Below are 17359 nucleotides of genomic sequence, written 5' to 3'. Positions count from 1 at the left end.
GCGGCGAGGAGCAGGGTGGGGGCGTATCGGGCTACCCGCGCCCAGGACTCGGCCGCACGGCGGCGCGCGCCCTCGACCAGGCGGGGCACGTCAGTTCGCGGGTCCACCGGGGTCACCGGAGCCGCCGGGATGCCCGGCGGAACCGGGTAGCGAGGTGACGGCGAGGTGGTCCCGCCTGGTGTCGATGTAGACGAGCTCCGCCACGACGGGCACGTCGCTGTCCAGCACCACCCCGAAGGGGCGCCCCAGCGGAACCGCCTCCGGGTCGATGAGGTCGTTGACGCGGAGATGACGGACCCTGCGCCCCGAGACGAGGATCTCGTACGGCCCCACCGGCTCGCGGTCCTCGTGATAGATGGTCGCCCGGACGCAGGAGTCCTCGGCGGCGGTGTTGAGCAGACGTAGTTCCACCCGGCTCGTGAACTCGGGCTCGTGGCCGGTGCTCTGTTCGGGGATCCACCCCGAGGAGAAGGACCACCGGGTGCTCCCGGTCGCCTCTGATCGCGTATCTGTCATGGGTCTCACCGCCCTCCCGGTGCAGCGGGGCCCGTGCCCGTCACCAGTAGTTCGCGCAGATGATCGTTGAGGAAGACACCGTCCGGGTCCAGACGCTCCCGGACGCGGGAGAACTCGTCCCACTCCGGGTACCTCGCCGCGAGCTCGTCGGCGCCCAGCCGGTGTTTCTTGCCCCAGTGGGGCCTGCCAGCGTGCTCGAGGAACAGCGGCTCCATGTCCGAGAAGTACTCCTCGTGGGGCAGGGAGGCGTTCTGTAGGAGGGCGATGGTCATGGACGGGCGCCCGTGGAACGGGCTGAGGAGCCCTTGGTCGGCAGCCACCGTCCGAACCAGGACGCGCCATCCCACGATCGACCGGTGTCGTGCCTTGATCCGTTCCCTGGCCCGGCGAAACGCCGCCAGCTCGGTGTCCAGCGGTAGCGCGTACTCCATCTCCTCGAACAGCAGGTGCCGGTCGTTGGGAAGGATCTCGTACGCCGGTCCCGTCTCCTCGGTCTTGAGACTGCCGGGAGGCGGCCGGAGATCCGGCTCCCGCCCCGGCTCGTCGAGCAGACGCACCTGGGCCAGGTCGCTCCGCGGATACCAGTAGAAGTCCATGTGGCGGTGCGAGTCGACCAGTTCGGCGTAGTTGTCCAGCACCCAGTCGATGTGGGTCATCCAGTTCCGGCGATGCAGTTCGTAATACGGACGGACGCGCAGCGTCATGCGGGTGAACACGCCCAGCGCCCCTAGCGAGACCTGCGCCGCTCGCGCCAGGTCGTCGTCGGCCACGCCCTCGGGTCGCCCGTGAGCGCTATCCCCGCGGTTCTCTTCGGTGGCGCCGGCCTCGTGCCCGAACGAGACCTCGTCCCCCGTTCCCGTGACGAGTGTTCCCCCGACGAGGGTGGAGGAGAGGTTGCCCAGGCGCGCTCCGGTCCCGTGGGTTCCGGTGCCGATCGCGCCGGCGATGGACTGGTAGTCGACGTCCCCGAGGTTTTCTAACCCCAGTCCGGACTCGCGGAGTTCCGCGCCCAGGTCCGCCAGTCCCGTCCCGGGGAGCACGGTCGCGAGCCCGCGCTCGGGGTCGGTGGCCTCGACGCCCGACAGATCGTCGACCGAGAGGAGCACGTCGTCCGTGGCCACCAGCGGCATCGAGGAGTGGCCGGACCCCACGGGCCTGACGGACCGCCCGTGCTCGCGCGCCCGGCGGACGGCTGACACCACCTCAGCGCTGTCCCTCGCGCGGATCCGGGACCGGGGCGTGAACTCGACGCTCCCGGACCAGTTGGTGAACTTCTCCGACTCGATGTGACACCACCTCCGGTTACTCCGTGTTTCCACGGTACGGGCGGGTTACGGGGACGTCATCCGGCGATCAGCGACCCAGCAACCCCTTGGCGATGTGGGTCACCTGGATCTCGTTACTACCGGCGTAGATCATGAGCGACTTGGCATCCCTGGCGAGTTGCTCGACCCGGTATTCCGCCATGTACCCGTTGCCGCCGAAGAGCTGCACCGCGTCCATCGCGACCTCGGTGGCCGCCTCGGACGAGTAGAGCTTCATCGCCGACGCCTCGGCCAGGGTGAGGGGCTTTCCCGCCCGGGCGCGCTCGATGGAGTGGAACACCATGTTCTGCACGTTGATCCGGGCCACCTCCATCCGGGCGAGTTTGAGCTGGATCAGCTGGAACCGTCCGATCTCCTGGCCCCAGAGGGTGCGCTCGCGCGAGTAGTCCACGCAGAGCCGGTGACATTCCTGGATGATGCCCAGCGCCATGATCGCCACTCCGGTGCGCTCGGCGGTGAAGCTGGACTTGGCGGATTCGCGCCCGTCGCCACCGCGGTGTTCCTCGGTCTCCCCCAGCAGGCGGTCGCGGCCGAGCCGGACGTCGTCGAAGAACAACTCGCCGGTGGGGGAGCTGTGCAGTCCCATCTTCTTGAACGGCGCGCTCTGGGTGAGGCCGTCCATCCCCGTGTCCAGTACGAAGGTCAGGACCTTGCGGTCGCGCCTGGCCGCCGCGGCGTCGCGGTGGTCGGCACCGGCCGGAGCGCCCTCGTCGAGCTTGGCGTAGACGATCATCACGTCGGCGTGCGGGCCGTTGGTGATGAACGTCTTTCGGCCGTTGAGGATGTAGTCGTCGCCGTCCCTCCGCACGTAGGTCCGCATCCCGCCGAAGGCGTCGGACCCCGAGTCCGGTTCCGTGATCGCCCATGACGCGACCTTCTCCATGGTGACGATGCCCGGGAGCCAGCGTTCCTTCTGCGCCAACGTCCCGCGCGACATGATGGTCGTGGCGCCCAGTCCGATGCTCACCCCGAGCGCCGACACCAGACCCATGCACGCCCCGGCGAGTTCGCTGATCACCACCGCCATCAGCGAGTCCTGGCCCTCGAAGGCTCCGCCCGAACCGCCCGAACCGCCCGACCCGCCCGAACTCTCCGAACCGTCCGACTCCCGCGCCCGCTGCCTGGCGAGCATCTTCTCCACGCCGTCGGCGGCCATCGTGTCGATCCCGAACTCCGCGAACAACTTACGGATGATCGGATAAGGCGGCATCTCCCCGCTCTCGAGGGCATCCAGATTCGGGCGGATCTCCTTGGCGATGAAGCCCCGCACGGCTTCCCGGATCATCAGATCGGTCTCGGACCACTCGTACATCGGTTGTCTCGTCTCCTCGGTGCCCCAGGCCGCCGCTGGAACATGTTCGAGCCCAGTCTGGCGCGCCCAGGCGCGTGAGACGGGGTTTCGGCGTGAAACCTCTCCCGCCGGGCAATCCCCGCAGAACCTCCGCGAGGTCGGGCACACTCGGGTGCATGAGTGCTCCCCTCGACGACGCATCCGACCGGGCCGGCGACAACCACGCGGGCGGCACCCAGGCGGGCCGCGATCAACTGGGGAGGGTCGGTCTGTGGACGGGCTCCCTGGAGGGCGTGCCGCCGGCCGGGATCCCGGATCTGCTCGGCGAGCTCGAGGAGCAGGGCTGGGGGTCACTCTGGTTCGGCGAGGCCGTCGGGCGCGAGGCGTTCACCGCCGCGCAGCTCTATCTGGGGGCCACCCGCCGCATGGCCATCGGCACGGGTATCGCCAACATCTACGGCCGGGACGCCTCGGCGGCGGGGGCGGCCGCGCGCACCATCGAGGCCATGCACCCCGGCCGGTTCGTCCTGGGTCTGGGCGTGTCCCACGCCCCGCTGGTCGAACGACACCGCGGGCACAACTACGGGCGCCCGCTGTCGGCGATGCGCGAGTACCTCGACGCGCTCGACAGGACCCAGCCCATGGCGGCGGGGGAGGACACCATGCCGCCGGTGGTCCTGGCCGCGCTCGGTCCCAAGATGCTCGAACTGTCCCGGGACCGGACCGCCGGCGCGCACCCGTACCTGACCCTCCCCGAGCACACCGCGCGGGCGCGCGAGATCCTCGGCGGAACCGGGGAGGACGGACCGGCGCTGGTCGTGGAACACGCCGCGGTGGTCGCCGCGGGCGTGGAGGACGACGACGAGCTGTGGCGGTCGCGGGCCCGAGACCACCTGAACATCTACACCGGGTTGCCCAACTACCGGAACTCCTGGACCCGCCAGGGCTTCGACGAGTCCGACTACGTCCGAGGCGGCAGCGACCGCCTCCAGTCGGCCATGGTGACGCGGGGCGTCGAGGCCACCCGGGCGCGGGTGCAGGAGCACCTGGACGCGGGCGCCTCGACGGTGCTCGTGCAGGTGCTCGGGGAGAACATCCTGGTCCCGCCGGTCGAGGACTGGCGGCACGCGTACGAGGGCCTACTGGGCTGACGGAACCCGGTGCGGGGTCAGCCGGTGTAGGCGACGGTGTCGACGACGATCGGTCCCGCCACGGCCCCCCCGGTGGTGGTGAGTCGGTATTCGACCCTGCCGGATCCGGTGGGGATCATCGCGTCGTAGGGGTGCGCGATGGGGTCCGGGATTCCGAGGGAGATCCGCGGGTGGGGGATCTGCGCGATCTTCGTCCCGCTCGTGCCGGTGTCCAGGTTGCGCCAGGAGAGCGTGGCGGTGAGGTTGCACGGACCCACGCCGACAACCGCGAAGGCCCAGCTCACACTGGCCGACCCGGGATAGCCATCACCTCGCAGTGAGGTGGACACGGCACCAGCGCACGCACCGGTGGGAGATCCGCCCCAGGCGACCAGACGGTTCGGGGCGGGCAGGAGTTGAACGAGGGCCTCGGAGGAGTCCTGTGCGTTCGCGGTGGCCGGGGCCGCGAGGGCGGCAGCCAGCGCGACGGCCGTGGCGGCGAGGGTCGCGGTCACGGTAGCGGGGGGTCGGCGGGTGGCCCGCCGGGTCGTGCCGGTGGTGTTCACCTCTGCCATGCTCGCACCGGGTGATGTGGACCACAAGGGCCCGGGGTCGAAAGTGAACGCGTTCGACACCTGTCTGTAGTGTCCGACTAAAGGGTCTCCGAGAGGACACATCAATGGGCGGCAGGACGCGGGGCGGGGACGCCGTTCGGGCGGAGCAGAACGGGCTGATCGTCGTCCTGGCCTTCGGCGGGATCGTCATGTCCCTCACCCAGACCCTGGTGATACCGCTGCTGGGGATGCTGCCCGCCATCCTCGGCACCTCGGCGACCAACGCTGCGTGGGTCGTCACCGTGACCCTCCTCGCGGGAGCGGTGGCGGGCCCCGTGATGGGCCGCCTCGGCGACCTCTATCCCAAGAAGAACGTCCTGATCGGCGTCACCGCGGTGATGGTCGTCGGGTCCGTCCTGTGCGCCCTGGCCACCTCGCTGTGGCCGATGCTCATCGGTCGCGCGCTCCAGGGCGTCGGGATCGGCGTGATCCCGATCGGCATCGCGACGATGCGCGAGGTGCTGCCCGCCGCGCGACTCGGTCCGTCGATCGCCCTCATGAGCTCCTCGCTGGGGGTCGGTGGTGCGCTCGGGCTCCCGGCGGCGGCCGCCCTCGCCCAGTACGGCTCCTGGCAGTGGATGTTCTGGGGCACGGCGGTGCTCGGCGTGGGGATCATCGCCATGATGGCCTTGCGCATCCGGTCATTGCCCGCCGCCAAACCCGACGGGACCCTGGACCCGATCGGAGCCGTGGGCCTCGCGGTGGGCCTGATCTCGCTCCTGCTGGCGGTGTCGAAGGGCGCGGACTGGGGCTGGCTCTCCGCACTGACCCTCGGGCTGTTCGCCCTGGCTGCCGTGGCGTTCCCGGTGTGGGGCTGGTGGGTCCTGCGCCACCCGTCCCCGCTCATCGACCTGCGGGTGGCGGCCCGCCGGCCGGTCCTGCTGACCAACATCGCCTCGATCCTCGTGGGCATGGGTCTGTACGCGCAGCTCCTCGTGATCCCGCAGATCCTCCAGCTCCCGGTGGCCACCGGCCACGGGCTCGGGCAGTCGATGGTCGCGATGGGCCTGTGGATCGCGCCCGGCGGGTTGGCCATGATGGCCGTCTCGCCGATCAGCGGGCGACTCATCACCACCCGGGGCCCCAAGCCCACGCTCATCCTGGGATCACTGGTCATCGCGTCGGGGTACGCCTCCGCCATGTTCCTCATGGGCTCGACGTGGGGCGTCATGATCGCGGCCGTCATCACCAGCTCCGGTGTGGGTCTGGCCTACGGTGCCATGCCCGCCCTCATCATGTCGTCGGTGCCGCACTCCGAGATGGGGTCCGCCAACAGCGTCAACACGCTCATGCGCTCGATCGGTACCACCTCCGCCGCGGCGGTACTCGGAGTGATCCTCACGCAGATGTCCGTGGACTTCGGGGGGCTGTTCGTGCCCACCGAGACCGGTTTCCGCGTGGGCCTGCTGCTCGGGTGCGGGGTCGCGCTGGCGGCTGCCGCGGTCGCCGCCATGATCCCGCCGCCGTGGGAGACGGAGGACTGACCCACGGCACCTCTGACCCCGCGGCGTCTCAGGGGGGTCGGGTCAGTACGCGCCGGCCAGGATCCGGTCTGCCTGGTCTCCGCTGATCTTGGTGGTCGATCCGCAGGCCGTGCACGTGGCGGAGAACGACGAACCCAGCGGCATGATCGGGATGAAGAACACGGAGAACGCACGCCTGTTGCGGTCCACCCGCTGGGCCGCGTGGTTGCCGCAGTGCGGGCACCTGACCTGTGCCAACCCGAGGTTCCGGGACGAGTTCTTGAAGCCGAAGATGAGGAGCATCCGCCCAGCGTGTCAGCAGGCCATGGCGTGTGCACCCGGTGACGTGTGCGCCGGACCGATCGCGACCAGGTCCCCCGGCGCGCCCGGCCGATCGCCCGTCCGGTTGCGCGGGTCAGCCTCCGGCGCGGGCGATGATCTCCCGGGCCAGCTCGACCGGGCGTTCCTCCGGTATCCAGTGGCTCGCGCCGTTCATCTCCACAAAGCGGTAGTCCGCGTCCACGAAGCGGGCCGTCCGTTCGGCGCCACCGCGGCCGAGGGCCGGGTCGTGATCGCTCCAGACGAAGGTCGTGGGTACGCGGACGCGGGCGGTCGCCTTCCTGGGTGAGGTGAAGGGCAGCGCGCGGTACCACCCCAGTCCGCCGGGCACGGCACCGTCGGCGACCATCTCGCTGCGGAAACGCCCGATCATCTCCGGGGTCATGCCCATCGCGGCCAGGGCCCGTTCCGGTCGGTCGCCGTGCGAGGTGAGCAAACGCTCGGGCAGCCACGGGAGTTGGAACATTCCGATGTACCAGGAGCGCAGCAGCTGGTCGGAGAGGATCATCGCCCGCAGGAAGGCCGCCGGGTGGGGGACCGACACCGCGGTGAGCGAGCGGACCCGGTCGGGATGCGAGGCGGCCACGCCCCACGCCACGGCCGCGCCCCAGTCGTGTCCGACGACATGTGCGGCGGGGAGGTCGGCGCTGTCGAGTAGGGCGATGACGTCGCCCACCAGCTCGGACAGTCGGTACGCCCGCCGACCCCTGGGGCGGGCGGTGGAGCAGTATCCCCGCTGATCCAGGACCAGCGTCCGGAACCCGGCCGCGTGGAGGCGGGGAGCCACCGCGTCCCAGCTGCTCGTGCGCTGCGGGAAGCCGTGGAGGAGGACCACTACCTCGCCGTCGGCCGGGCCGGAGTCGATGGCCCGGAACCGGAGGTTTCCGCGGGAGAAGGAGATCTCCTCGGACCGCGGTGGTGTCGACGAGCGGGGCGTCGCCGGCGCGGTGGTCGAGTCGGGAGTGTGCGGATCAACCACGGACGTACCCTCTCCGGACAGCCCTTTCGAGGATGCCCAGTGTCGCTTTGAGTGCCGACGCGTCCAGCACCGGCAGAATGCCGGAATCGCGCCAGTCGGGGTGGGCGTCGGACCAGTCGTAGTAGCTCACGACCTCGGTGCGGTCCCCGCCGTGATCCCCGCCCTCGTCCCCGCCGTCGAGCGGGATCAGGCGGTACCCGTAAGTGTGACCGATCGGCGGCTTGATCTGGCCGTCGATGGTCCAGGCGATCTCCTCGCCGGGCTCGAACCGGGTGATGATCACGGTGACGTCGTATCGGCCGAGGTCGTAGTCGCCGAGTGACTCCCGGTCCATGTGGACCACGAACCGGTCGCCCGACGCCGTGACCGTCGACCCCTCGGCGGACTGGAGCATGCCCGAGGAGTCGATGGCCACGTGGCCGTCGGGATCGCAGAGCACGGCGAACACCCGGTCCGCCGGCGCCGCGATGACCCGACTGGCCTCGAGGCGGAACCCGGGGGCGGCGGTGTCGGCCCCGGACGAGCTGGTCGATTCGCTGTCCATCATGCCGCCGACGCTACCCCCGGGTGTCGGTCCGCCGCCCCGATCCGGGACATCAGGCCCGCGCAGGCATCAGACCTCGAGAGGCATCAGACCTGCGCTACCGGTCAGATCCGTGCGGGATCCGGCCGGTCCCACGCACGGTGGGTGGCCAGCAGCGGCTTCAGCGCGGGCAGGACGCCCGACGCCTCGTCCACCGCCACGACGCCGGGGGTGTCGGCGGTGAGCCCGAAGTCGGCGAACCGATCGATCGGCGCGAGCGAGGCGATCGCCTTCTTGTGGCGGAACATCTCGCTGATCAGCACGTCCGTGTTCGCGTCGGCGGGCAGGTCCACCACGACCAGCGCGTCGAACTCGATGGACCGCTGGGTGCGGTAGGTCCGTGACACCGTGACCGTCTCGGGATCGTCCGGATCGCCGCCCCTGAGCTTGCCGCCGGAAGGGGCGATCACGAGCGGGACCATGTCGTCGTCGAACACGGCCTGCTCCAGCGTCTTGACCGCGGCGACATCGGAGGCCTCGGTGACGAGGATCCCGATGAGGCGCCCGTCGGAGGGCCACTCACGCCCGATCTGGGACAGGGCGGGGCTCGTGACGACCTCGGCCGTGGGGACCTTGGCCGGGGCGGGGAGACCGAGACCGGTGGCGACGGTGACGGCGAGGTCGTGATCGATGTGGGCCAACTGCTCGACCTGGCGGGTCTTGATGTTCTCCTCGTAGCACTTGCCCAGCTCGAAGGTGTACGCGCCGGCGACGTGCTCCTTCTCCACGTCCGTCAGGCTGTTGTAGAACAGCGTCGCCTGCGAGTAGTGGTCGTCGAACGTGGCCGGGGCGTCCCGCACCACCTGCGCGTCGGCGATGTGCTGCGCCACCTCGACCAGGGCACCGTCGTCGGCGCCGGCCAGGAACGGGCAGCCCCCGTCGAGACTGTTCGGCTTGTACGGCGCCACACCCACGTGGTCGGCGGTCTGGTGCATGCCGTCCCGCAGCATGTCGTTGACCGGGGCGTGCGGCCGGTTGATGGGCAGCTGCCCGAAGTTCGGGCCGCCCAGCCGGGAGATCTGGGTGTCGAGGTACGAGAACAGCCGGCCCTGGAGGAGCGGGTCGTTGGTCACGTCGATGCCCGGCACGAGATGGCCGGGGTGGAACGCGATCTGCTCGGTCTCGGCGAAGTAGTTCTTGGGGTTGGCGTTGAGAGTCATGGTGCCGATCACCTGGACCGGCGCGAGCTCCTCCGGGACGAACTTGGTCGGGTCGAGCAGGTCGATGCCGTGGAACATCTCGCTCACCCCGTTCTCGTCGACCGTGTCGGGGAACACCTGGATGCCCAGATCCCACTTGGGAAACGCGCCCGCCTCGATGGCGTCGGCCAGGTCACGGCGGTGCAGGTCCGGATCCATGCCGGCCGCGATCTGCGCCTCCTCCCACAGCAGCGAGTGCACGCCGAGGTGGGGCTTCCAGTGGAACTTGACCAGGTTCGTCTCACCCGCGGCGTTGATCAGCCGGAACGTGTGGACGCCGAAGCCCTCCATCATCCGGTAGGAGCGGGGGATGCCGCGGTCGGACATGTTCCACATCGCGTGCGCCTGGCCCTCGGTGTGGAGTGAGACGAAGTCCCAGAAGGTGTCGTGCGCGCTCTGGGCCTGGGGGATCTCCCGGTCCGGGTGCGGCTTGCCGGCGTGGATGACGTCCGGGAACTTGATCGCGTCCTGGATGAAGAACACGGGGATGTTGTTGCCGACCAGGTCCCAGGTCCCCTCCTCCGAGTAGAACTTGGTGGCGAACCCGCGGGTGTCCCGCACGGTGTCGGCGGAGCCGCGCGAGCCGAGGACGGTGGAGAAGCGGACGAAGACCTCGGTCTTCGCACCCTCCGCGAACAGCCCCGCCCGGCACACGCTCGCCGCCGCGCCGTTGGCCTCGAAGACACCGTGAGCTCCCGCGCCGCGGGCGTGGACCACGCGCTCCGGGATCCGCTCGTGGTCGAAGTGGGTGATCTTCTCCCGCAGGTGGTGGTCCTGCAGGAGGGTCGGGCCGCGACGGCCGGCCTTCTGGGAGTGGTCCGTGTCGGAGACCCGTGCACCCTGCGCGGTGGTGAGGAACTCGCCCTGCTGGCGGGCGGCGTCCTCGGTGTCCGCGGACTCGGCCCCGGTGGGGCTGAACGGCGTGGCGCCCTTCTGGTCCGGCTTGGGGGGCAGGGGGCCGGTCGGGTCGGTGGGCTCCTCGAGCGAGGGGGGCTTCGGGGCCGGGACGCCGGGCACGACGTCCCCGCCGCCGATGACCTGATCGGCGAGTGTGCCGGCGGCGTCGGCGACCTTCTTGGCCGCGGCGCCGGCGGTCTTGGATGCGGCGGACTTCTTGTCGGACATGTGACTCCTCCGAGGGTTGGGTGTGAGTGCACGGGTGTCACACCCACTTTTCCACTCCACGTGGACCGTGCAACCTGTCGCGGAGAGCGTGTGGGAGGGGTAACCTCCGGAGGTCCTCGGGAGACCGCTCGCGAGCCCTGACGGCGGTCAGCGGCCGCCGGACGGGATCCGGTCGGAAAGGTTCTCTCCCGCCACGTGGCCTCCACGTGTACGAACTCGGCGTCACCGGAGGTCAGCGCGCTTAGGGTGAGGACCATGACGACTCCGGGATCCCACGGCGACGACGCCGTGACGGCCACGATCACCCGGGCCCTCCTGCCCTCACCGATAGTGCTGGCGGCAGCGTGGTCGGCGTGCCTGCTCCTCATCGCGGGCGGCGGGTGGATCCTCGGGCAGGCGATCGGCCGGCTCTCGGTGATCATCGCCCCGATCGCCATCGCGGTGTTGCTCGCGGCCATGCTCAGACCGGTGGTGGATCGCGTCCCCGCGCGGGTCCCGCGCGCCGGGGCCGCCCTCGTCGTCGTCCTCGGGGTTCTGGCCCTGGTCCTCGGGGCGCTGACGGCGGTGGCCAACCAGCTCGCGACCGGGTTCCCGGAGATGCGGGAGAAGCTCAGCAGCGCAACCGACAGCGCCCTGCAGTGGCTCGAGGAGGGCCCCCTCCACCTCACCGCCGATCGCCTGCAGGCCGCCGTCACCCAGGCCCGCGGCTGGATCGAGTCCCATTCGGAGGCCGTGGCCGCCGGTGCGGTCCAGTTCGGTCACACCGCCGTCGACGCGGTGGCCGGCCTGCTCATCTGTCTGGTGTCGTTGTTCTTCTTCCTCTACCACGGCGAGAAGCTGTGGGCGTTCTTCGTCCGGTGGTTCCCGCGGGCGGGCCGCGGGCGCGCCGACCGGGCGTTCCGCAACGGCTGGGTCAGCCTCGGCGCCTACACCCGGACCCAGCTCATCGTGGCCGCCATCAACGCCGCCGGGGTCGGCATAGGTGCGGCCGTGCTGCGGGTGCCGTTCGTGATCCCGATCGTCGTGGTGGTGTTCCTCGCGTCCTTCGTCCCCATTATCGGGATCCTCGTCGCCGGATCGATCCCCACGGTCCTCGCTCTGGTGGAGAGGGGGCCGGTGATCGCGGTGGCGATGCTGGCGATCGTCGTGGTGGTCCACCAGCTCGAGTCCCACGTGTTGCAACCCGTCCTCATGGGGCACGCGGTGTCGCTCCACCCGCTGGCGGTGATCGTGGTGGTGGCCGCGGGGACGTACCTGTTCGGCATCGTGGGCGCGCTGTTCGCCGTTCCCGTCACCGCGATGGCCAATGCGGTGGTGAGATCCCTGGCCGGTGGGGACGGCGGGCGCGGTGGCGGCCCGGGTGGGGAACCGGGTCTGGTGCCCGACCGCAGCGAGGTGACCGGACCCGACGCCGAGGGAGACGACGCTGCCGGGAGTGACGACGACGGCAACAACCACAGCAACAACAACAACCACGACGACAACCACGACGACAACGTCAACGACGACGAGAGGACCAGATGACCTTCGACATGGGACTGACCGAGGAGCAGCAGGAGCTGCAGACCTGGGCCCACGCCTTCGCCGAGGAGGTCATCAGGCCGGCCGCCCGCGAGTGGGACGAGCGCGAGGAGACGCCCTGGCCGATCATTCAGGAGGCCGCCAAGATCGGGCTGTACGGCTACGAGATCATGGCCACGCTGCGCCAGGACGCCACCGGTCAGTCCTACCCGATCCTGTGCGAGGAGCTGTTCTGGGGCGACGCGGGGATCGGCTTGTCCATCATGGGTACCGGACTCGCCGCGGCGGGCATCGCCTCGGCCGGGACCACGGAGCAGATCATCGAGTGGGTGCCCCGCTGCTACGGCACCGAAGCCGAACCGGCGGTCGGCGGGTTCTGCTCGTCCGAGCCGGAGGCCGGAAGCGACGTGGGCAACATGCGCACCCGCGCCCGCTACGACGAGGCCACGGACGAGTGGGTGATCTCCGGGCAGAAGGCCTGGGTGACCAACGGCGGCGTGGCCTCGGTGCTGGTGGTGCAGGCGGTGGTGGACCCGGAACTCGGCTCCCGCGGTCAGGCCGCCTTCGTCATGGAGGCCGGGACCCCCGGGATCGAGGCCGGACCCCGACTCAAGAAGCACGGACTGCGCGCGTCGGCGACCGCCGACGTCTTCTTCGACGATGTCCGGGTGCCGGGCTCGGCGCTGCTGGGCGGCAAGGAGAAGCTCGACGAGAAGCTGGCCCGCGCCCGGGAGGGCGAGCGGACCGGGGGCCAGGCGGCCATGGCCACGTTCGAACGGACCCGACCCACCGTGGGCGCGATGGCAGTGGGCATCGCGCGCGCGGCACACGAGTACGCGCTCGAGTACGCCAAGGGACGGGTGGTGTTCGGCCGACCGATCATCGAGAACCAGGCCATCTCGTTCCTGCTCGCGGACATGGCGGTGGAGATCGACGCCTCGCGACTGCTGGTGCGCCGGGCCGCGTGGTTGGGCGCGACCCGGCAGCCCATGGCCCGGGCCGAGGGCTCGATGTCCAAGCTCAAGGCCGGCCGTACCGCCGTGTGGGCCACCGAGCGCGCCATCCAGATCCTCGGCGGGGTGGGGTACACCCGCGAGTACCCGGTCGAACGGATGCACCGTGACGCCAAGATCTACGACATCTTCGAGGGCACCGAGCAGATCCAGCAGCTGGTGATCGCCCGTGCGATCTCCGGTCTGCGGTTGCCGTGACGGTCGTCGAGGTGGTGCGGTCGACCGTGGTCCGCGCCCCGCGCGACGAGGTGTGGGCACGCGTCGTCACCGCTGAGGGCGTGGCCGATGAGTTCGGACCGCTGCTGACCATGCGGTTCCCGGCCGCGCTGGCGGGCGCGTCCATCGCGGACGTGCCGCTGGGGCGGCCGGTCGGGCGGGCGTGGATCCTGCTCGGCGGGGTCATCCCGGTGGAGTACGACGACCTGGTGCTGGTCGAGCTGGAAGCGCCCCGGTACTTCCAGGAGCGCTCGAGCCTGGGCTCGTGTCGCGTGTGGGAGCACCGACGCGAGCTCGAGGCCCTGTCCGACGGCTCCACCCGGGTGACCGACACCCTGCGGGCCGAGCCCCGCAGGGTGCTGCCGGGGCCGGTGGTGCGCATGGTGGTCACCGTGTTGTTCCGACACCGGCACAATCGGCTGGCCCGGAAGTTTTCGGCCTAGATGTGATGCTGGAAACTGCGTTCACGTCCCCGCGGGCGCACAATGAGCGTTGGAGCTCCTTGCGACGAGATACGCGCGGGAGGCCGTCCCCGAGGGGGAATATTCATGCAGACTGCGAGACTTCACGGACGAGAGCTGGCCTACCGCGAGGCGGGCGCCGGCGAGGGTAAGCCGACGATCCTGCTCATCCACGGCATGGCCGGCAGCTCGACCACGTGGCGCGAACTCATTCCGCGCCTGGACGCCCACTTCCACGTCATCGCCCCGGACCTGCCCGGTCACGGGGAGAGTTCACTCGACTTCGACGACTACTCGCTCGGTGCGATGGCGTCGACACTGCGCGACCTGCTGGTGGTCAAGGGCATCAAGCGCTGCACGGTGATCGGCCAGTCGCTCGGCGGCGGCGTGGCCCTGCAGTTCGTCTACCAGTACCCCGACTTCTGCGAGCGGATCGTCCTGATCGGCAGCGGCGGTCTGGGCAAGGAGGTCAACTGGATCCTCCGGATGCTGGCGGTGCCCGGCGCCGAGCTCCTGCTCACGGTCGGCGCGGCCCCGTTCCTGGTGAACGCCGGAAACTCGGTGGGGCGCTTCTTCTCCGGCCTGGGCATCCGGGCGGATGCGATCACAGAGTCCTGGATGTCGTACGACTCACTCAGCAGGCCCGGTCACCGCAGGACGTTCTTCAAGACGCTGCGCGCGGTCGTGGACAACAAGGGGCAGGCGGTGTCGGCGGCCAACCGGCTGTACCTGGCCGGGCAGTTGCCGTTCCAGTTGATCTGGGGCGACCGCGACCCGATCATCCCCGTCTCCCACGGGCACGCCACCCACGAGGCGATCCCCGGCAGTCGCCTGGCGATTGTGGAGCGGACCGGCCATTACCCACACGTCGAGGACCCGTCGGCTGTCGAGCGGATCATCGTGGAGTTCATGACCGAGACCCGGCCCGGGCACATCGATCACGAGACGCTCGGCGATCTCGTGATCGCCGGTGGCGACAGGGACGAATAGACGACCGGCCCCGGCTCCCCTCGCGGGGAACCGGGGCCGGAATGTGGCGATCAGATCAGGGGCTGATCGCCCGCGAGCGCCGATCAGGCGACGGCGTCGGTCTCGACGGTGTCGTCGTCCTCGACGTCGCCGTCGGTGTCGCCCTCACCCGTGTCACCGTCACCCGGGATCTCGGCGTCGATGCCACGGAGGATGTCGATCGCACCGGAGATGTCGCCGGTCATCGCGGTCGAGATGGCCAGATCGGCGTTCGCCTCGCACTCCTCGCCCGACAGGCCGGGAGCGACGCCGCCGACGGAGCCGAGGAAGTCGTACGCGGAGATCGTGCCGCAGAGCTGCTGCGCGATGTCCGAGACCTCGGCGGGGGTCTCGGCGCCGTCGAGGTCCGTCTCGCCGGTCGCGGGAGCACCCACCGACCCGCTGTCGAGTCCGGGGAGCTCGCTCTGGGCGGCGGCCAGTCCTGCACCGGAGAAGGACAGGGCGGCAGCGGAACCGATGATCGCGATGGTCTTCTTCATGGTGGTCACCTTTCGTTCGAGCGCCGGGGTCTCCCGGAGACACGGCGGTCACCGTAACGGCGGCGGACCCACCGTGCTGTGACCGCGATCACTCTCAGTCGGAGGGCGGTTGGTGGAATCACGCGATGCGCAGGAGCGACGGTGTCCGGAAAAATTCTTCTTCATCTCGCCGAGTGTTTGCCGCGTCGCCGCTCTCCGGGGATGCTTATTCCATGAGTGGAACCGCCGAGATCTATGACGCAGTCCTCAGTCCGGGCAAGCTCGAGCTGCTCCGGGCATGGATCCGCCACCAGTCGTGGTTCGACGGCGACCCGGCGCGGTTGGAGCAGGTGACCGCCTACCGGTTCGTCGACCCCGACGGCGAGGTGGGCATGGAGTCCTTCCTCGTCTCGGACGGTGCGCGCACGTTCCACGTCCCCGTGACCTATCGGGGTGCGGAGCTCCCGGGGGCGCAGGACGCCCTGGTCGGCACACTGGAGCACTCTGTCCTCGGGCGGCGCTGGGTGTACGACGCGCCGGCCGACCCCGTGTACGTGGCCGAGGTGCGCCGGGTGGTCAGCCACCGCGACACCGCCGCAGACCATCTGGCGGTGGAGGACGGTACCGTCACCCCGTCGCCCGTCAATGTCCGGGGCGGCGGGGACGGGGCCGCGAGCGATGCCGGCGCCGATGCCGCGCCGCAGGTCATCCGGGCAATCTCCGAGGAGAACGACGCCGAGGCGGACCGCCCGCTGATCGGATCACCGGGCACGCTCAGCGGGACCTGGCAGGACGCCGACGGCTCGCACACCGCGGTCTTCGTCGTCGTCGCCTGACGCCCCCAGGCACACGGACCCGCCGGCGCCGGTCTCGCCGTTCCACACCGCCGCGCGCAGAACGCCGCCCCCACCTCGACAGAGGTGGGGGCGGCGTCGTCCGGTCGGCAGCATCGTCTGGCCCGGGGACGTCACCGGACCGGACGGGGGTCCTCCCGGCCGGGCCGGGAGGGGACTCAGGCCTGCTTGATGGCCGAGAGTTCGATCTCGAGGGTGACCTTCTCGGAGACGAGCACGCCACCGGTCTCGAGCGCCGCGTTCCAGCTCAGCCCGAAGTCGCTGCGGTTGATGACCGTGCTGCCCTCGAAGCCGGCGCGGAGGTTGCCGAACGGGTCGGTGGCGGTGCCCTCGTACTCGAACGGGATGGTGACGGACTTGGTGGTGGCCTTGATGGTGAGGTCGCCGGTCACGTCGACGCCGCCGGAGCCGTTGGCCGCGATCTTCGTCGAGCGGAAGGTGATCTCCGGGTGGTTGTCCATGTCGAAGAAGTCGTTGGACTTGAGATGGCCGTCGCGGTCGGCGTTGCGGGTGTCGATCGAGGAGGCGGTGATGACGACCTCGGCGGTCGCGCCGTCGACGCCCTCCGCGGGGACGGTGACCGTGCCCGTGTAGTCGTTGAACGACCCGCGGACTTTGGTGACCATCGCGTGGCGGGTGACGAAGCCGAGGCGGGTGTGGGTGGGGTCGATGTTCCAGGTGCCGGTGAGGTCGGTGAGCGTCGCGGTCATGGTGACTCCTTCGGTGGTCCCCGGCTGGACACCGGGGCGATTGGTTGTTGTGTCACCTACAGTAGCGCCTCAATGGTGATGCGTCAACAAGAAGCTCGACAGTGTCCGTCGGTCGGTCACCCCACGTGACGGCGCAGGAAGTGCAGCGCGTGGGCGACCGCGAGGTCGTGGCACTGCCTGCCTGGGAAGAGATCGAAGTGGTCACCCGGGTAGTGGCGCACCTCGGCGCGGGCGGCGAACGCCGCGGTTCCGGCGGAGTGCGGTGGCGCGCTCCGGTCCAGGTCGGCGATCTGGACCAGCACGGGGGTCCCGGCGAGATCGGCGGCCTTCGCGCCAGGTCGGAACGAGCCCAGCACCGCTCCGACTCCGCCCCCGATCTCATTGCGCCAGCTCGGTCCCGCGATCGAACCGTACGCCTCCTCGTATCCCTCCAGGGAGAGCACCGCGTTCGACCCCGGCGGGCCGACCAGGGGGACCATCGGCTCCGTGCGCCCCAGCGCCGCCGCGGCCTTGGCTGCGACCGTGGTGCCGGT

Annotated in this window: 17 protein-coding genes and 1 pseudogene; 7 read left to right on the top strand and 11 right to left on the bottom strand. The window is 70.2% G+C overall.

Annotated elements, in window-relative coordinates:
* Positions 1-90: 90 nt before the first annotated feature.
* The 3 genes from G6027_RS00940 to G6027_RS00930 are packed head-to-tail and all read right to left on the bottom strand — an operon-like array spanning position 91 to position 3153.
* Positions 91-516 carry a sensory rhodopsin transducer gene (locus G6027_RS00940; protein ID WP_182634579.1) on the bottom strand — a complete coding sequence of 142 codons (426 nt, stop codon included), beginning with the start codon at positions 514-516 and terminating at the stop codon, positions 91-93.
* Between the two features lie 5 nt (positions 517-521).
* Complete coding sequence (locus G6027_RS19400; protein WP_346995584.1) at positions 522-1835, bottom strand: D-arabinono-1,4-lactone oxidase; 1314 nt, start codon at positions 1833-1835, stop codon at positions 522-524.
* Between the two features lie 34 nt (positions 1836-1869).
* Positions 1870-3153 carry an acyl-CoA dehydrogenase family protein gene (locus G6027_RS00930; protein WP_182634577.1) on the bottom strand — a complete coding sequence of 428 codons (1284 nt, stop codon included), beginning with the start codon at positions 3151-3153 and terminating at the stop codon, positions 1870-1872.
* A 155-nt stretch (positions 3154-3308) separates the two neighbouring features.
* On the opposite strand from G6027_RS00930, the gene G6027_RS00925 reads away from it, so the two are divergent.
* Positions 3309-4283 (top strand): TIGR03620 family F420-dependent LLM class oxidoreductase, encoded by a 975-nt coding sequence (locus G6027_RS00925; protein ID WP_241726700.1) that lies wholly within the window; start codon positions 3309-3311, stop codon positions 4281-4283.
* Positions 4284-4300: 17 nt separating this feature from the next.
* On the opposite strand, the gene G6027_RS00920 is transcribed toward G6027_RS00925, so the two are convergent.
* Positions 4301-4837: a hypothetical protein gene (locus tag G6027_RS00920; RefSeq protein WP_187702477.1), complete on the bottom strand. Its 537-nt coding sequence runs from the start codon at positions 4835-4837 to the stop codon at positions 4301-4303.
* A 104-nt stretch (positions 4838-4941) separates the two neighbouring features.
* Between G6027_RS00920 and G6027_RS00915 the strand changes: the two genes are divergently transcribed.
* On the top strand, positions 4942-6360 hold the full coding sequence (locus G6027_RS00915; protein WP_182634572.1) for an MFS transporter: 1419 nt from the start codon (positions 4942-4944) through the stop codon (positions 6358-6360).
* A 42-nt stretch (positions 6361-6402) separates the two neighbouring features.
* Here the strand turns inward: G6027_RS00915 and G6027_RS00910 are convergent, their stop codons facing one another.
* The 4 genes from G6027_RS00910 to G6027_RS00895 all read right to left on the bottom strand — a co-directional run bounded on the left by G6027_RS00910 (position 6403) and on the right by G6027_RS00895 (position 10564).
* Complete coding sequence (locus G6027_RS00910) at positions 6403-6642, bottom strand: zinc-ribbon domain-containing protein (RefSeq protein ID WP_182634570.1); 240 nt, start codon at positions 6640-6642, stop codon at positions 6403-6405.
* Positions 6643-6754: 112 nt separating this feature from the next.
* Positions 6755-7579, bottom strand: coding sequence for an alpha/beta fold hydrolase (locus tag G6027_RS00905; protein WP_346995585.1), 825 nt, complete (start codon positions 7577-7579; stop codon positions 6755-6757).
* A 70-nt stretch (positions 7580-7649) separates the two neighbouring features.
* Complete coding sequence (locus G6027_RS00900) at positions 7650-8204, bottom strand: SRPBCC family protein (RefSeq protein ID WP_182634567.1); 555 nt, start codon at positions 8202-8204, stop codon at positions 7650-7652.
* A gap of 101 nt (positions 8205-8305) precedes the next feature.
* Complete coding sequence (locus G6027_RS00895) at positions 8306-10564, bottom strand: catalase (protein ID WP_182634565.1); 2259 nt, start codon at positions 10562-10564, stop codon at positions 8306-8308.
* A 255-nt stretch (positions 10565-10819) separates the two neighbouring features.
* On the opposite strand from G6027_RS00895, the gene G6027_RS00890 reads away from it, so the two are divergent.
* The 4 genes from G6027_RS00890 (at position 10820) to G6027_RS00875 (ending at position 14765) form a co-directional block, all read left to right on the top strand.
* Positions 10820-12088 carry an AI-2E family transporter gene (locus G6027_RS00890; RefSeq protein WP_182634563.1) on the top strand — a complete coding sequence of 423 codons (1269 nt, stop codon included), beginning with the start codon at positions 10820-10822 and terminating at the stop codon, positions 12086-12088.
* Positions 12085-13296, top strand: a complete 1212-nt coding sequence (locus tag G6027_RS00885) for an acyl-CoA dehydrogenase family protein (RefSeq protein WP_182634561.1) — start codon at positions 12085-12087, stop codon at positions 13294-13296. The genes G6027_RS00890 and G6027_RS00885 overlap by 4 nt, the downstream gene beginning before the upstream one ends.
* Positions 13293-13757 carry a hypothetical protein gene (locus G6027_RS00880; RefSeq protein ID WP_182634559.1) on the top strand — a complete coding sequence of 155 codons (465 nt, stop codon included), beginning with the start codon at positions 13293-13295 and terminating at the stop codon, positions 13755-13757. The genes G6027_RS00885 and G6027_RS00880 overlap by 4 nt, the downstream gene beginning before the upstream one ends.
* Positions 13758-13862: 105 nt before the next feature.
* Entirely contained in the window at positions 13863-14765 is a 903-nt protein-coding gene (locus G6027_RS00875; protein ID WP_182634557.1) for an alpha/beta fold hydrolase, read from the top strand.
* An 83-nt stretch (positions 14766-14848) separates the two neighbouring features.
* Here the strand turns inward: G6027_RS00875 and G6027_RS00870 are convergent, their stop codons facing one another.
* Positions 14849-15283 (bottom strand): hypothetical protein, encoded by a 435-nt coding sequence (locus G6027_RS00870; protein WP_241726699.1) that lies wholly within the window; start codon positions 15281-15283, stop codon positions 14849-14851.
* 212 nt (positions 15284-15495) lie between these two features.
* Between G6027_RS00870 and G6027_RS00865 the strand changes: the two genes are divergently transcribed.
* On the top strand, positions 15496-16098 hold the full coding sequence (locus tag G6027_RS00865; protein ID WP_182634555.1) for a hypothetical protein: 603 nt from the start codon (positions 15496-15498) through the stop codon (positions 16096-16098).
* Between the two features lie 176 nt (positions 16099-16274).
* Here G6027_RS00865 and G6027_RS00860 read toward each other — a convergent pair whose 3' ends face one another.
* Complete coding sequence (locus G6027_RS00860) at positions 16275-16826, bottom strand: YceI family protein (RefSeq protein WP_182634553.1); 552 nt, start codon at positions 16824-16826, stop codon at positions 16275-16277.
* A 116-nt stretch (positions 16827-16942) separates the two neighbouring features.
* Positions 16943-17359: pseudogene (locus tag G6027_RS00855) on the bottom strand (alpha/beta hydrolase); the annotation flags it as partial.

Origin of the sequence: Dietzia sp. SLG310A2-38A2, assembly GCF_014145095.1 — a bacterium.
GTDB lineage: Bacteria > Actinomycetota > Actinomycetes > Mycobacteriales > Mycobacteriaceae > Dietzia.
This window is presented reverse-complemented; position numbering and strand designations above follow the sequence as displayed.

Coding starts and splice junctions, on each gene's coding strand:
- G6027_RS00940 (WP_182634579.1), bottom strand. CDS start 516: ATGACAGATACGCGATCAGAGGCGACCGGGAGCACCCGGTGGTCCTTC.
- G6027_RS00930 (WP_182634577.1), bottom strand. CDS start 3,153: ATGTACGAGTGGTCCGAGACCGATCTGATGATCCGGGAAGCCGTGCGG.
- G6027_RS00925 (WP_241726700.1), top strand. CDS start 3,309: ATGAGTGCTCCCCTCGACGACGCATCCGACCGGGCCGGCGACAACCAC.
- G6027_RS00920 (WP_187702477.1), bottom strand. CDS start 4,837: ATGGCAGAGGTGAACACCACCGGCACGACCCGGCGGGCCACCCGCCGA.
- G6027_RS00915 (WP_182634572.1), top strand. CDS start 4,942: ATGGGCGGCAGGACGCGGGGCGGGGACGCCGTTCGGGCGGAGCAGAAC.
- G6027_RS00910 (WP_182634570.1), bottom strand. CDS start 6,642: ATGCTCCTCATCTTCGGCTTCAAGAACTCGTCCCGGAACCTCGGGTTG.
- G6027_RS00900 (WP_182634567.1), bottom strand. CDS start 8,204: ATGATGGACAGCGAATCGACCAGCTCGTCCGGGGCCGACACCGCCGCC.
- G6027_RS00895 (WP_182634565.1), bottom strand. CDS start 10,564: ATGTCCGACAAGAAGTCCGCCGCATCCAAGACCGCCGGCGCCGCGGCC.
- G6027_RS00890 (WP_182634563.1), top strand. CDS start 10,820: ATGACGACTCCGGGATCCCACGGCGACGACGCCGTGACGGCCACGATC.
- G6027_RS00885 (WP_182634561.1), top strand. CDS start 12,085: ATGACCTTCGACATGGGACTGACCGAGGAGCAGCAGGAGCTGCAGACC.
- G6027_RS00875 (WP_182634557.1), top strand. CDS start 13,863: ATGCAGACTGCGAGACTTCACGGACGAGAGCTGGCCTACCGCGAGGCG.
- G6027_RS00870 (WP_241726699.1), bottom strand. CDS start 15,283: ATGAAGAAGACCATCGCGATCATCGGTTCCGCTGCCGCCCTGTCCTTC.
- G6027_RS00865 (WP_182634555.1), top strand. CDS start 15,496: ATGAGTGGAACCGCCGAGATCTATGACGCAGTCCTCAGTCCGGGCAAG.
- G6027_RS00860 (WP_182634553.1), bottom strand. CDS start 16,826: ATGACCGCGACGCTCACCGACCTCACCGGCACCTGGAACATCGACCCC.